This window comes from Centipeda artemidis DSM 19719, assembly GCF_000426665.1.
GTDB lineage: Bacteria > Bacillota > Negativicutes > Selenomonadales > Selenomonadaceae > Centipeda > Centipeda artemidis.
This window is the reverse complement of record NZ_AUFU01000001.1, coordinates 383449-398754: the sequence shown is the minus strand read 5'-3', so window position 1 is coordinate 398754 and position 15306 is coordinate 383449. Positions and strand designations below refer to the sequence as shown.

The 15306-nt window shown below is 56.7% G+C and carries 9 protein-coding genes; 8 read left to right on the top strand and 1 reads right to left on the bottom strand.

Translation table 11 applies throughout. The features are described 5' to 3' along the window. Positions 1-140 precede the first annotated feature (140 nt). Positions 141-1286, top strand: a complete 1146-nt coding sequence (locus K341_RS0101850) for an MFS transporter (RefSeq protein WP_026761688.1) — start codon at positions 141-143, stop codon at positions 1284-1286. A gap of 138 nt (positions 1287-1424) precedes the next feature. Here the strand turns inward: K341_RS0101850 and rpsT are convergent, their stop codons facing one another. Continuing rightward, positions 1425-1691 carry a 30S ribosomal protein S20 gene (rpsT, locus tag K341_RS0101845; RefSeq protein ID WP_009657256.1) on the bottom strand — a complete coding sequence of 89 codons (267 nt, stop codon included), beginning with the start codon at positions 1689-1691 and terminating at the stop codon, positions 1425-1427. Positions 1692-2114: 423 nt separating this feature from the next. On the opposite strand from rpsT, the gene K341_RS0101840 reads away from it, so the two are divergent. From K341_RS0101840 to K341_RS0101810, 7 genes are all read left to right on the top strand, one after another. Continuing rightward, a complete protein-coding gene (locus K341_RS0101840) occupies positions 2115-3269 on the top strand; it encodes a glucose-1-phosphate adenylyltransferase (protein WP_009657367.1) in 1155 nt (384 codons plus the stop codon). A gap of 28 nt (positions 3270-3297) precedes the next feature. Further along, entirely contained in the window at positions 3298-4404 is a 1107-nt protein-coding gene (gene glgD / locus K341_RS0101835) for a glucose-1-phosphate adenylyltransferase subunit GlgD (protein ID WP_026761687.1), read from the top strand. Positions 4405-4494: 90 nt separating this feature from the next. Continuing rightward, the gene (locus tag K341_RS0101830) at positions 4495-7023 is read left to right on the top strand and encodes a glycogen/starch/alpha-glucan phosphorylase (protein ID WP_037349252.1); all 2529 of its coding nucleotides are present in this window, start codon (positions 4495-4497) and stop codon (positions 7021-7023) included. A gap of 33 nt (positions 7024-7056) precedes the next feature. Then, positions 7057-9420, top strand: coding sequence for a 1,4-alpha-glucan branching protein GlgB (gene glgB / locus K341_RS0101825; RefSeq protein WP_026761685.1), 2364 nt, complete (start codon positions 7057-7059; stop codon positions 9418-9420). A 117-nt stretch (positions 9421-9537) separates the two neighbouring features. Further along, positions 9538-10983, top strand: a complete 1446-nt coding sequence (gene glgA / locus K341_RS0101820; protein WP_026761684.1) for a glycogen synthase GlgA — start codon at positions 9538-9540, stop codon at positions 10981-10983. A gap of 153 nt (positions 10984-11136) precedes the next feature. Next, a complete protein-coding gene (gene malQ / locus K341_RS0101815) occupies positions 11137-14586 on the top strand; it encodes a 4-alpha-glucanotransferase (RefSeq protein WP_026761683.1) in 3450 nt (1149 codons plus the stop codon). A gap of 184 nt (positions 14587-14770) precedes the next feature. Continuing rightward, positions 14771-15250, top strand: coding sequence for a hypothetical protein (locus K341_RS0101810; protein ID WP_026761682.1), 480 nt, complete (start codon positions 14771-14773; stop codon positions 15248-15250). Positions 15251-15306 lie beyond the last annotated feature (56 nt).

Here is a 15306-nt window from a genome sequence, read left to right as displayed (position 1 = left end):
GATATGCGCCGACGCTTCACTTCCATAATAAAATAAAAACCGCCGCATCGACGATTCTTTCATGTCGGTGCGGCGGTTTTGCGTTGCTTTTTCTTTTTTCTGTGATAGAATGGCAGGTGTTTTTCGGAAGGGGGACGGTCATGGGGAGATATCAAAATATCGGGGATACGCAGGCGCATGCGGTGCGCGCGTTTTTCTTTATCGGGGGATTTGGTTCGGCGTCGTGGGCGCCGCTCGTACCGCTCCTGCGCGAACGGCTCTCGATCGGCGACGATGTGCTCGGTCTGCTGCTGCTGTGCGTTGGGATCGGATCGCTCGTGACGATGCCGCTCGCCGGAGCACTGTCGTCGCGGCTTGGATGCCGCCGCGTGCTGACGGTGGTATCGGTACTCTATGCGGCAGTGCTTCTTGCAATCTGCACGGTGGATTCGCTTTGGTTTGCAGTTCCGGTGATTCTGCTCTTCGGGGCGCTGATGGGCTGCGTGGATGTCGTCATCAATGTTGCGGCGGTCATTGTCGAGCAGGGCATTGGGCGGCGCATTATGAGCGGGATGCACGCCTTTTGGAGCATCGGCGGATTTGTCGGGGCGGGGCTGTACGGCGTGTGGGTCGGCGCTCTGGGACTCTCGCCGATGCAATCGACGGCAATCGCGGCGGGCATCATTCTGCTCTTTACGGGGCTGTTCGGAAGGAATCTGATCCCATACGGCGGCGGGGGTGGGAAATTAATCGCCTTGCCGCGCGGCATCATTGTATTCGTCGGCATCGCGGCGTTCATCGCGTTCCTCAGCGAGGGCGCTGTGATGGATTGGAGCGGTGTCTATCTGACGACGGTGCGGGGCTATGATCTCGCGCTCGCGGGCATGGGGTTCTCGGTGTTCTCCGCGGCGATGTTCCTCATGCGTCTCTTTGGAGATGCCGTCGTGCAGCGGCTTGGACAGCGTCCGGTCGCTGTGGGCAGCGCGCTGCTCGCCTGCGCCGGGATCCTGCTCGTCATGTTCGCGCCTGTCGATGCGCTCCTCTATGCGGGGTTCTTTGCGATCGGTATCGGGGCGGCGAATATTGTTCCGGTCTTTTTCTCTCTCATGGGGAAACAGAACGTTATGCCGATCGGCGCGGCGGTTTCTGCCGTGAGTACGATGGGCTACCTCGGTATCCTCGCAGGTCCCGCAGCAATCGGCCTTGTCTCGCATCTGGTGAATTTGCAGGCTGCATTTGGGATTTTGGCGGCGCTGTGTTTACTTCAAGCTTGTGTCGGTATGCATGTTTTCCGACGCATCTCCTAGTGTGACGAGGGGGGACGCCAAAATCCCGCGTCAGGTACGCCCTTATGCCGTAACCCTAGTGATGCGCCAAAATCCCTCATCACGTCCGGCGCAACAAAAAACACCGTTCCGATGATTCGAAACGGTGTTTTTCTATGATTACTGTGCCAGCGCGTTGACCTTTTTGGCGAGACGCGACTTCTTGCGAGCTGCGGCATTCTTATGATAGACGTTGTTGGCAGCCGCCTGATCGATGGACTTGTATGCTGCGACGAGGAGGTTCTTCGCCTCGTCCGCATTGCCGGCAGCAACGGCGTCGTTGACACTGCGGATGGCGCGGCGAACGCGCGTCTTCTCCGCGACGTTGCGCGCATGACGCTTAGCATCAGACTTTACACTCAGGATAGAAGCTTTGATATTCGGCAATTCGTTCACCCCCTCAACGAAAAATGTACTCGGCTATTCTATCATACGGGTATGGAAATTGCAATCTTTTTTTCCACAGGTGTAATTTTCACATTCCAATAAACAAAAATAATGCACATATAAATAAAAATATATCCGTTTAGGACGATTTTACCGCCCTCAATTATAAATTGAAAAAAACGGTGAAAGTACGACAAAGCCTTGCAGGAAATCGGACGTATTTATCGAATTTAGTTATCAAGATATATAATAAATAAGGTAGGAAGGAGGATATGCAAACTGCAACTCAAAATGAAGAGAACGATTGTAAATGAGCTAGAAACACGGCGTATCGGACGGATGTACGTCGAGTCCGACCGGTTTGCCATAGCATATATCATGGGGATACCGCCCGGTCGGTATCCGTGAGGGGAGAAATACCTTATGAAAAAAACAGAGTGCTTGGCAATGATTCTTGCAGGCGGTCAAGGCAGCCGCCTTGGCGCGCTGACAAAGCGCGTCGCAAAGCCCGCGGTACCGTTCGGGGGGAAGTACCGCATCATTGATTTCCCGCTGAGCAACTGCGTCAATTCGGGGATCGAAAAGGTCGGCGTTCTCACGCAGTACCGGCCGCTCGAACTGAACCAGTATCTTGGATCGGGCAGCGCGTGGGATCTCGACAAACGCGACGGCGGGCTTTTCGTCCTGCCTCCCTATGCGCGCGAAAAGGGGGCGGAGTGGTATCGCGGTACGGCTGATGCGATTTACCAGAACCTCAATTTCATCGATATGGCGGATCCCGACTACGTGCTCATTCTGTCGGGCGACCACATCTACACGATGGACTATGCGTGGATGCTCGAGCATCACAAGAAATGCAAGGCACAGGCGACGATCGGCGTGTTCGAAGTGCCGTGGGACGAGGCGCCGCGTTTCGGCATTATGAATACGGACGAGAGCGGACGGATTGTCGCGTTTGAGGAGAAACCGGCAAAGCCGAAGAGCAACCTCGCCTCGATGGGTATTTATATCTTCAACCGCGACTATCTTGCGAAGTATCTGACGGAGGATGCAAAGAGCGAGACGTCGAGCCACGACTTCGGCAAGGACATCATCCCGAAGATGCTCGCCGATGAGGGGCGGCTGTATTCTTACGCCTTCAACGGTTATTGGAAGGACGTCGGGACGATTGAGAGCCTGTGGCAGGCAAATATGGATCTCCTGCAGGACGAGCCGCCGTTTGAGCTGTCGGGCAAGTGGCGCATCTACTCGTTCAATCCCTCCATGCCGCCGCAGTTTGTCGGAAGAGACGCAAAGATCACGCGCTCGATGATCAGCGAGGGGACGATGATTCTCGGCACGGTCGAGAACTCGGTGATTTTCCCGGGCGTGCGCGTCGGTAAAGGTGCTGTGGTACGCAACTCCGTGCTCCTGCCGGGAGCAGTCGTTGCGGATGGGGCGCTTGTCGACTACACGATCCTTGCGCAGAACGCTCTGATCGAGTCCGGCGCGCAGGTCGTTGGTGAAGAGACGCAGATCACCGTGATCCCCGAGGGTGAGACGGTGCTTTCGGAGGCATCTCAGCAGCGCGTCGGCTGACGGTTCGGAAGAGAATGGAGTGAAAGCAATGAACAGTATCATGGGTCTCATCAACCTGCAGGAGGACGGCAGCCTCATTCGAGAGCTTGCCGATCGCCGCGCCGTTGAGTCCATTCCCTTCGCCGGACGCTATCGTCTGATCGATTTTGCCCTCTCAAGCATGGTCAACTCCGGCATCAACAAGGTTGGTATTATGCTGCCCGACGAGCCGCGTTCTGTGCTCGATCATCTGCGTTCGGGAAAGGATTGGGATCTGGCACGCCGCCACGACGGCCTGTTCTACCTTCCTGCCTCGCAGGAGGACGCGATGCGGCGCAAAGGAGATCTCAAGAATTTTTATCACAATCTTGACTTCATTGAACACTCGTCAGCGCGCTATATTTTGCTGACAAACGGCAGCTTTGTCTATAATATAGACTTTGACAAGATACTGCGGTTTCATCAGAATACAGGCGCGGACATTACGCTCGTCTCGCATACGACGATCGATGAGAATACGGGCAACAACATTGTCATTGAGACGGCGGAAAACGGGCTCGTGCGCGATATTGCAGAAAAGCCCGTCGCTTATCAAGGAATGAAGGTGTCGATGGGCATCTATCTCATGGATAAGCGCTCCTTTGTCGACATTGTACGCTATGCTTACGAGCACGGCGGGCAGGACTTTGTCCTCGACGGCATCATTCGCCGGGCGGCAGACTATACGATGTTTGCGTACGAGCACGACGGCTACATGGCGCATGTGGATTCGATGTCCACCTACTACCGTGCGAACATGGAGATTCTCGATCCGGAGGTGTGGGAGAGCCTCTTCATGGGAGATCGCCCCATCTACACGAAGATCAAGGACGGTGTGCCGGTGCAGTACAAGGAGACGGCGAAGGTGACGAACTCGCTCATTGCGAACGGCTGCGTCGTGCGCGGTGAAGTGGAGAACAGCATCCTGTTCCGCGGGGTTAAGGTGGGCAAGGATGTGAAGATCAAAAATTCCATCATTATGCAGAAATGCGATATCCGCGACGGCGCGCTCGTCGAGAACGTCGTCTGCGACAAGAATGTCGTCATCACGGCGGAAAAATGGCTCAAGGGGGCACAGGAGTATCCCCTTGTCATCAAGAAGAATATCACGATTTAACACAGCATGTTTTGCCGTTAGAGTCATTTCTCACCCGCCTGCAGGGGGCGGGAAGGTGCTTTAGCGGCTTCTTGTTTCCCGGGGACTCTCATGGGGATGCCGCATGTGCGGCGAGGGATAGGGGACGACGCTTTTGGAAAAGGAGTGGACGATTTGGCACAAAAGGATCATGTTACAAGCCCTAAGGGGAAAGCGCTTGACACAATGAAGAAAATCTTGAAGAGCAGGTTCATCACGACGGCACACGTTATGTTCGGGCGTGATGTGGATCAGCTGACGGAGATCGAAATCTACAAGACGGTCGCCGCGACTGCCAAGCAGTCCATTTCGGACAACTGGGTCAAGACGAATAAGCAGTACTCCGAGCGCAGGGAAAAGCAGATTTACTACTTCTCGATCGAGTTCCTGCTGGGGCGCCTGCTCAAGGCAAACCTCATCAATCTCGGCATTGAGGAAGCGCTCAAAGAAGTGCTTGAGGATTTTCACCTCAAGCTCAGCGACGCCTACGAGGCAGAGCCTGACGCGGGGCTTGGCAACGGCGGCCTCGGACGTCTCGCTGCCTGCTTCATCGACTCGCTCGCGGCGCATCGCCTCCCGGGACACGGGTGCAGCATCCGCTATCAATATGGGCTCTTCGAGCAGAAGATCGTCGGCGGCAACCAGGTCGAGATCCCGGACAACTGGCTGCGCGACGGCTTTGCGTGGGAGTACCGCAAGCCGGATAAATCCGTCGATGTCAAATTCGGCGGCAATGCGTACATGCGTGATGTCGGCGGCGGCAAACTAGAGCTCGTGCACGAGGATCCTATGATTGTCATGGCGGTGCCGTACGATATGCCGATCGTCGGCTACCACAATGCGACAGTCAATACGCTCCGGCTGTGGAACGCGGAGGTCAATCGCGATTTCTCCGACTACGGGATGCTGACGCAGGAGCAGATCCAGCAGCGCAACGACTACCGCAGTTTCGTCGAGGCGATCACGCGCTACCTCTACCCCGACGACAGCACATACGAAGGGCGCCGCATGCGCCTCATTCAGGAATACTTCTTCGTCTCTGCGGGCGTACAGAGCATTGTGCGTCACTACAAGAAGACGGGGATGAGCATCTACGATTTTGGCAAGAAGATCGGCATACATATCAACGATACGCATCCGGCACTCTGCGTGGCGGAGCTGATGCGCATCCTTGTGGACGAGGAACAGCTGACCTGGGAGGATGCGTGGGCGATCACGCGCGACACGATCGCATACACGAACCACACGATCATGCCGGAGGCGCTTGAGACGTGGAGCATTGACATGTTCCGTCCCCTGCTCCCGCGCATCTATATGATCATCGACGAGATCAACCGCCGCCATCTTGAGGAGGTGCGCCGCCGCTACCCCGGCAACGAGGAAAAGGTACGTGCGCTCTCCATCATACAGGACGGCGTCGTGCATATGGCACGTCTCTCCATCGTCGGCGGGCACAGTGTCAACGGCGTGGCAAAGATACACACGGGCATCCTGAAATCCACGACGCTCAAGGATTTTTATGACTACACGCCGCGCAAGTTCAACAACAAGACGAACGGCATCACACATCGGCGCTGGCTCATGGGGGCGAATCCGGAGCTGTCGGCACTCATCGACGAGGTGCTCGGCAGTCATTCGTGGCACCGCCACCCGGAGCAGATGCGCGGGCTGCACGACTATGTGGACGACAAGTCGTTCCGCGACCGTTTGATGAAAATCAAGCATCTGCGCCGCGAGGGGCTTGCCCGCTACATTGAGCAGCACAACGGGATAAAGCTGAACCCGGATTCGATGTTTGACATTCAGGTGAAGCGCATCCACTCCTACAAGCGGCAGCTCATGAACATCCTGCACATCATGTACCGCTACCATCGCGCGCAGAGCGATCCTGCGTTCCTCTCACAGCCCGTCACCTATTTCTTTGGAGGCAAGGCGGCGCCCGGTTACTACATCGCGAAAGAGACCATCCGCCTCATCAATGCGGTTGCGGAGAAAATCAATAAGGATCCGCAGGTCTCAAAGTTCATGAAGGTCATCTTCATTGAGAACTTCGGTGTCTCCATCGGCGAGCTGGTCTATCCTGCCGCCGACGTCAGCGAGCAGATCTCAACGGCATCGAAGGAAGCGTCCGGCACGGGCAATATGAAGTTCATGATGAACGGCGCCATCACGCTCGGCACGCTCGACGGCGCGAACGTCGAGATCCGCGAGGCGGTTGGAAACGATCACTGCGTGATCTTCGGGCTGCGTGCCGAGGAGGTCATGAACTACTATGCGGGCGGCACTTACTCCGCGTGGGATGAGTACCATGCGAACGAGAAGGTACGCACGGTGATGAACCAGCTTGTGGACGGCACCTACGGGGATTTCCGCTCCATCTACGACTATCTCCTGCACGCGAACGACGAGTTCTTCATACTCAAGGATTTCAACGCGTACGACGACGCACGCCTGGAGGTGATGCGCCGGTTCAAGGACAAGGACGGCTGGGCGCGCACGGCGGCAATGAATGTCGCGCACTCGGGCGGGTTCTCATCCGACCGTACGATTGATGAATATGCGCGGGATATTTGGGACATCCACCCCGTCATCATTTCGTAACAGACGCTTTTAGACCATATAGGAGGGGACTTTGTGAAAACATCAGCGTTAAGTGAGTTTGATCTTTACCTCTTTCACCAGGGGACAAATTATCATGCACAGGAGATGCTGGGTGCGCATTTCCTCGAGCGGAACGGAAAACGCGGCGTGCGCTTTACGGTGTGGGCGCCGAACGCGAAAGCCGTCAGTGTTGTCGGCGTGTTCAATGATTGGAATGCCCTTTTGAACCCGATGAACCGTATTGCCGACGGCGAGATCTGGGAGACCTTTGTCGAGGGACTCGGCGAGGGCGAGATCTATAAATACGCCATCGAACCGCAGTGGGGCGGACCGCGCATCATGAAGGCGGATCCCTACGGGTTCTATGCGGAGAAAAAACCGCAGACGGCGTCGCGCACGTACGACATGACGAAATACGAATGGCAGGACGGCGCGTGGCAGGAGCAAAAGGCGCGCGAGACGTCGTACGAGCGTCCGATGCTCACCTACGAAGTCCATGCCGGTTCATGGCGGCGTACGCTCGAAGGCGAATACCTCTCCTATCGTGAGATGGCGGATCAATTGATCGGCTATGTCAAGGATATGAACTACACACACATCGAATTCATGCCGCTCTGCGAGCATCCATACGACGGCTCGTGGGGCTATCAGGCGACGGGCTATTTCGCCGTGACGAGCCGCTATGGCACGCCTGACGATTTCCGCTATCTCGTCGACACTGCGCATCAAAACGGCATCGCCATCATCATGGACTGGGTGCCGGGGCATTTTTGCAAGGACGAGCAGGGGCTTCGCCGGTTTGACGGTAAGAACCTCTACGAATCCGACAACGAGACGCGCGCGGAGAACCGCGAGTGGGGTACGACGAATTTTGACTACGGGCGGACGGAGGTGCAGAGCTTCCTCATCTCGAACGCACTCTTTTGGCTCGAGGAGTTCCACATCGACGGACTGCGCATCGACGCGGTCGCGAACATGCTGTACCTCAACTATGGGCGCAGGGACGGCGAGTGGCAGCCGAACAAATACGGCGACACGGGCAACCTCGAGGCGATGGATTTCCTCAAAAAGCTCAACGAGACGATCTTCAAGTATCATCCGCATGCGCTGATGATCGCCGAGGAGTCGACCTCGTGGCCGCTCATCTCGAAGCCCGTCTACATGGGCGGCATGGGCTTCAACTACAAGTGGAACATGGGCTGGATGAACGATATGCTCGACTATGTGAGCCTCGATCCCATCTACCGCAAGTGGAACCAGGACAAGATCACATTCTCACTCATGTATGCGTTCTCCGAGAATTTCGTCCTTCCGCTCTCGCACGACGAGGTCGTGCACGGCAAACGCTCGCTTATTGAAAAGATGCCGGGCGACTACTGGCAGAAGTTCGCAGGACTGCGCGGGTTCTTCGGCTACTGGATCGCGCATCCGGGGAAAAAGCTGCTCTTTATGGGCGGTGAGTTCGGTCATTTCATCGAGTGGAACTTCGACGACAGCATGGACTGGCATCTGGTGGAGCAGTACCCGATGCATACGAAGATGCTTGCGTATTCGAAGGCGCTCAATAAGTTTTACGTCGAAAATAAATGCCTTTGGCAGGTGGATTTCGATTGGAGCGGGTTCCAGTGGATCGACTGCAACGACAATGAGAACAGCATCATCGCACTCGTGCGCCGCGCGGACGATCCGAGCGATTTCCTCGTCTGCGTGCACAACTTTACGCCCGAGGTGCATCACGGCTACCGTATCGGCGTGCCGACGAAGGGCTCGTATGTCGAGGTGTTCAACTCGGACGAGGAGGCGTACGGCGGCAGCGGCGTCGTCAACGCGGGGGATCTCGTGAGTGAGGACTACGCCTACCACGGACGCGAGCAGTCCATCGTCATCACCGTGCCGCCGCTCGCATCGACATTCTATCGGTTGAAACGGCAGAGCGGGGCAGGGACACCCGTCAGCAAGCTGCCCGAGATCGCCGACGCCGTTGCAAAAAAAAGGGCAACACCCGCTCAGCCCAAAGCCGCCGCCGCACGCAAGAAGAGTGCCGCAGCGGACGAGGGGGCTAAGCCCGCCCCGAAGAAGAAGGGGGCGGTGAAAGCAAAGGCAGAGACTGCGGCAGAGGAAAAGCCCACGCCGAAAAAACGTGCGAGCGCGAAGAAGAGCACCGCAGAAAGTGATGCCGACGCAAAGCCCGCCCCGAAGAAAACGCGGACGGTAAAGGCAAAGACGGAGGAGTCCGCGGAGGAAAAGCCCGCCCCGAAGAAGCGTGCGGCGGCGAAAAAGCCCGCCGCAGAGAAAGTAGGCACACAGGGCATGACCGCAGTCAAGAAAAAGACCGTTCGCAAGACGGCACAGGGGGCGGGGGACGCGCCCAAAAAAGCAAGAAGCACGAAGGGATAGAAAGATACATCCCCCGCGTGCGGGAATAGGAGAGAAAGAAGCCACGAAACAGATATAAACGGCGCGCGGGGCGGATGATTACGGCATCGCCCGCGTGGATCAAAGGAGGATATAGGGATGAAGGTTCTATATGTTGCATCGGAAGCAGTTCCATTCGCTAAGACGGGCGGACTCGCGGATGTGGCGGGGGCACTCCCGCCTGCGCTCGTCCGGGACGGCGTAGACTGCCGCGTCATTTTGCCGAAATACGGCACGATTGCCGAGGAGATCCGCAGCTCCATGGAACACGTCTACGACGGCGTACTGAACGTCGCGTGGCGCGATAAATTCGTCGGCATCGACAAGTATGTATTGGACGGCGTGACCTATTATTTCGTCGACAATGAGGAGTATTATAACCGAGAGGGATTCTACGGTTACCCCGACGACGCGGAGCGGTTCTCGTTCTTTTGTCGTGCCGTACTGAACTTCCTGCCTGCGCTCGATTTTTGGCCGGACATCATCCATGCCAACGACTGGCACGCGGCGCTCGTCCCCGTCCTTCTGCGGCTTGAGCACATGGACGACCCGCGCTATACGGGCATCAAGACGCTCTTTACCATCCACAACCTCAAGTATCAGGGCGTCTTCCCAAAAGATGTCATGACCGATGTCCTGGGGCTTGATTGGCAGTATTACAACAACGGCGACTTTGAATTCTTTGACGCCGTGAACTTCATGAAGGCAGGCATCATCTACGCCGACTATGTGTCCACTGTCAGTAAGACCTATGCCGAGGAGATCCAGTACGAATACTACGGCGAACATCTCGACGGACTTCTGCGCAGCCGCCGCGCCGAGCTCTCCGGCATCGTCAACGGCATCGACTACGGTGTCTACAACCCGGAGACGGATACGAACCTCTACGTCAACTACGGGGTGAAAAATGCCGTCGAGGGCAAGAGCGACAACAAGGTACGTCTCCAGCGCGACCTTGGCCTGCCGGAAAACCGCCGTACGCCAATGGTTGCCATGGTCACGCGTCTCGTTGAGAACAAGGGGCTCGACCTCGTCGTGCGTGTTCTCGACGAGATCCTCCAGCACGAGGACGCCCAGTTCGTCCTCCTTGGCACGGGCGACCGCGGCTATGAGGACTGGTTCAAGGAGCTCGCTTGGCGGTTCCCGAACAAGGCATCCATCAATATCCGCTTCTCGAACGAGCTGGCGCAGCGCATCTACGCCGCGTCCGACATCTTCCTCATGCCGTCCATGTTCGAGCCGTGCGGGCTCGGGCAGATCATCGCCATGCGCTACGGATCGATCCCTGTCGTGCGGGAGACGGGCGGACTGAAGGATACCGTTGTGCAGTTCGACCGCTCGGATGTCGACAAGGGGAACGGCTTCCTCTTCTATGAGTACAACGCGCACGAGATGATGTACGCGCTGAAGCGCGCCCTCGCCGCCTATGCTAATCTGCGCGAGTGGCGGCAGCTCATATACACAGCGATGCACAGCGACTTTAGCTGGGCGCGCGCAGCAAAGGAATATGAGAAACTTTACGACCGCGTCATGATCGGAGAATAAGGGGATTCCGACCGAGGAGACAACTGTGTGCAGCGCATGGGAATGCTTGTTGCGACGCGAAATTCAGGAAACCGCCGATGAATATACCCGAATGATAGCATTCGATTCGTCGGTGGTTTCTGTGCGTTTATTTTCAGGGAAAGGAGAGGCGCTATGCTCGAACAATATCAAGTGGAGCACAACTCACAGGACATCTATTACCGTTCCATCGTTGGAGCGGCGGAGGCGGGCGCGCGGCTGCGGCTCGGCATCCGCATCCGCACCTATGAACCGATCAGGCAGGTGCTCGTGCGCCTGTGGCAGGATCGGACGGGGGAGCGTCTTGTTCCGCTTGAGACAAAGGACACGGAGGGGGAGCAGCATTTTTATACCTGTTGGGTGAACCTGCCGGATCATGGCTGCCTCCTTTGGTACTACTTCATCATCACGGCGGAAAGCGGCACCTATTTCTACGGCAACAACGAAGAGATGCTCGGCGGCGTCGGCACGCTCAGCCGCACCGCACCCGCCTCGTACCAAATCACGATTTACAACAAGGGCGCGCACACACCCGACTGGTTTAAGAACGCCGTCATGTACCAGATCTTCCCGGATCGGTTCGCGCGCGCGGGGGATGAGATCGTACGCAAGAAAGGCGCGGTCATTCGGACGGACTGGACGGACGATCCCATGTATCTCAAAGACCCTGATACGAAGGAGATCATTGCCTATGACTTTTTCGGCGGGAACCTCAAAGGGATCATCGGCAAACTCGACTACCTCGCCGATCTCGGCATCTCGTGCATCTACTTCAACCCCGTCTTTGAGTCCGAGAGCAACCATCACTACGACACAGGGGACTATCATAAGATCGACCCCATACTTGGCGACATCGAGGATTTCCGCACGCTCGTAAAGGAAGCGCGTGCGCGCGGCATCCGCATCATCCTCGACGGCGTGTTCAGTCACACGGGCAGCAACAGCATCTACTTCAACCGGCGCGCGCAGTACGGCTCGCTCGGTGCGTACCAGTCCGAGGAGTCGCCGTATTACTCGTGGTATCACTTTCGGAATTACCCGAACGAATACGACTGCTGGTGGAACTTTGATACCCTGCCGAACGTCAATGAGACCGATCCCGCTTACATGGACTTCATCATTACGAGCGAGAACAGCGTCCTGCATCATTGGATGAACGAGGGAATCGCGGGCTGGCGTCTTGATGTCATCGACGAGCTGCCGCCGGCGTTCTCCAAGACATTTTTCTCAGAGCTGAAAAAGCACGACCCCGACGCCGTTATGATCGGCGAGGTGTGGGAGGACGCTTCGAACAAGGTCGCGTACGGAACGCCGCGCGAATACCTCTCGGGCAATGAGATGGATTCGGCGATGAACTATCCGCTGCGCACGATCCTCTTCGACTTTCTCACCGGGAGTGCGGACGGCACGCTGACGGCACGGCGGCTCGCGAGTCAGATCGAGAACTATCCGAAGGAAAATCTCTATGCGATGATGAACCTCATCGGCAGTCACGATGTGCAGCGCGCCGTCACCGTGCTCGCGGGCGTGCCGTACTATGAGGGGATGCCCGCGATCGAGCAGTCGCGCGTGCGCATGACGCCCGAGCAGTTCGACCTTGGATCGCGGCGTCTCCTCATGGCGACGCTGTGGCAGATGACCTATCCCGGCGTGCCGAGCGTTTACTACGGCGACGAGATTGGGATGCAGGGCTTCAAAGACCCGTTCAACCGCCGCCCCTACGACTGGACGCACGGCAACAAGGAGATCCGCGGCTGGGTGGAGCGGTTCATTGAGATCCGCAACAAGAACGACGCGCTGCGCACGGGCGACATCCTGCCGCTCTACGGCGCGGGTGACGTCGTTGCCTATGCGCGCACGATCCGCTCCGGCTATGACGTATTCAATCACGAGAAGGAGGACGGCGTATTTATCGCCGCGTTCAACCGCAATACCGAGGAGAGCATTACGATCGAGCTGGACGTCAGCGACTTTGCCTGCGGCACGTTCGAGGACTGTTTCAAACCCTCGCGCACCTACGAGGTCGAGCGCGGGCGGCTGCGCGTTAAAATTCCGCCGCTCTACGGACTGCTTCTGCACGAGCGCAAAGAACCGCGCCGCTACGAGCGCAAGGCGGGCATCCTCCTGCACCCGACCTCGCTCCCGTCGAAATACGGTGTGGGCGACTTCGGAAAGGAGGTATACCGGTTCGTCGACTTCCTTGCAGAAGCCGGGCAAAAGGTCTGGCAGATTCTCCCGCTCAGTCCCGTCGGCTGCGGATACTCGCCCTATCAGTCCATCTCGGCGTTCGCCGGGAACATCATGCTCGTCGATCCCGAGCCGCTTGTCGCGCGTGGATGGCTCACAGAGCGCGACCTCTTCCTGCCGTACGAGGCGAATACCGCCTTCATCGACTTTGACCGAGTGAAGCAGTTCAAGAAAGATTTGCTCGAAAAGGCGTGCGTTGCGTTCCGCACGGACGGCAAGGACGACCCCGACTACCGCGCGTTCTGCGAAAAGGAAGCGTATTGGCTCGACGACTACGCACTCTTTCACGCGGCGAAGAAGGAATACGACCGCGCCCCGTGGACGGAGTGGCCGGAGAAGATTCGCCGCCGCGATCCCGCCGCGCTCAAAGAACTCGCCGAAAAACAGCGGGATGAGATCGAACTCGACCGGTTCAAGCAGTACATCTTCCACACGCAGTGGAATCGCCTGCACGACTACGCAAAGAAAAAGGGAATCGAGATTCTCGGCGACATGCCCATCTTCATCGCGCGGGACAGCGCGGACGTATGGGCGCACGCGCAGCTCTTTGACCTCAACGAGGACGGCACGCCGCGCACTGTTGCGGGTGTACCGCCCGACTACTTCGCCGCGAGCGGGCAGCTCTGGGGCAATCCCCAGTACGACTGGGGCGCCATGGCAAAGGAGCATTACGCATGGTGGAAGGATCGCTTCCGTAAACTCAGTCAGCAGGTCGACATCATCCGCATCGACCATTTCCGCGGCTTTGAATCCTATTGGTCGATCGACGGCAAGGCGGAGACCGCAATCAACGGGCGCTGGATCAAGGGACCCGGTAAGGTGTTCTTTGACGAGATCGAAAAAGAACTCGGCACGCTCGACATCGTCGCCGAGGATCTCGGCATCATCACGAGCGAGGTAGATCGACTGCGCGAGGACTGCGGATTCCCGGGCATGAAGGTTATCCAGTTCATGCTCGCACCGAACGAAGCGGGGCGCGTTGGTTTCGCCGTGCCGGAGAACACGATCATCTACACCGGCACGCACGACAACAACACAACCGTCGGCTGGTACATGCACGACATCGACGAGGTGATGCGCGAGACCCTCGCGAACATGGTCGGCACGACGTCCGACCGTCCGCAGACCATCTGCAAGCGCCTCATCAAGACGGCGTACGCATCGCACGCACGCATGGCGATTATCCCGATGCAGGATCTCCTCGCTCTTGACGAGCGCGCGCGCATGAATACGCCCGGCACCGTCGGCATCAACTGGCGCTGGAGTCTCAAAAAAGACTACCTCCTCCAACTCGACCCGCAAAAACTCAGGGCGCTCTGCATCCAATATCACCGGTAGCATATCGGCCGCATATATGGAGTCGCCGTACCGTATTGCGTGGCGGCTCCGTTATGCGGCGGCATATTGTCGCGGTATTATTATTTACATCGGTAAACCATGCATTGTGGTCATGAGAGGATTTTAAGGCATCATGTCGAAATATCCCGCATATGGAATTTTATGATGAAGGAGGGCGTTTATCATGAAACGGCTTGCGGCAATTCTTGCTTTTACTTTTACGTTTGGTCTCATGACCTTCTGTGCAGCTTCAATTTCTATTGATGATTGTGTGTTGGGCGGAATTACAATAAGAAGCAATGCAGAGTATGTGAAAAGCGTTTATGGTGAGCCGACGCGGATAACTCGATCGCTCATGCATGATTTACCGATGTATGAGTATGGTGATTCATTTTATATTGTCTTTAGCGATGATATGAACTTTGTTCAGGTGATGGGGACAACCGCGAATAACGGCATTGCGACGCCCAAGGGCATCTCCGTAGACATGAAACGCATGGATGTGCTGGGAGCCTACGGTACACCGACGAAGACGGGGTATGATAATAAGCGGCGCGTTACCTCATGTTTTTACGATGCGGGATACAGTTATTTTGGCATCGTATTCAAAATCAATCCAGAAACGGATCAGGTAACGGATATCTTCGTTGGGATGCTTGATTGATTTGGAAAAACGATAAATGTACATAGAAAAAGCCTTTTGTTCACGGCACTGCCGAT

Coding starts and splice junctions, on each gene's coding strand:
- K341_RS0101850 (WP_026761688.1), top strand. CDS start 141: ATGGGGAGATATCAAAATATCGGGGATACGCAGGCGCATGCGGTGCGC.
- K341_RS0101840 (WP_009657367.1), top strand. CDS start 2,115: ATGAAAAAAACAGAGTGCTTGGCAATGATTCTTGCAGGCGGTCAAGGC.
- glgD (WP_026761687.1), top strand. CDS start 3,298: ATGAACAGTATCATGGGTCTCATCAACCTGCAGGAGGACGGCAGCCTC.
- K341_RS0101830 (WP_037349252.1), top strand. CDS start 4,495: ATGGGGATGCCGCATGTGCGGCGAGGGATAGGGGACGACGCTTTTGGA.
- glgA (WP_026761684.1), top strand. CDS start 9,538: ATGAAGGTTCTATATGTTGCATCGGAAGCAGTTCCATTCGCTAAGACG.
- malQ (WP_026761683.1), top strand. CDS start 11,137: ATGCTCGAACAATATCAAGTGGAGCACAACTCACAGGACATCTATTAC.
- K341_RS0101810 (WP_026761682.1), top strand. CDS start 14,771: ATGAAACGGCTTGCGGCAATTCTTGCTTTTACTTTTACGTTTGGTCTC.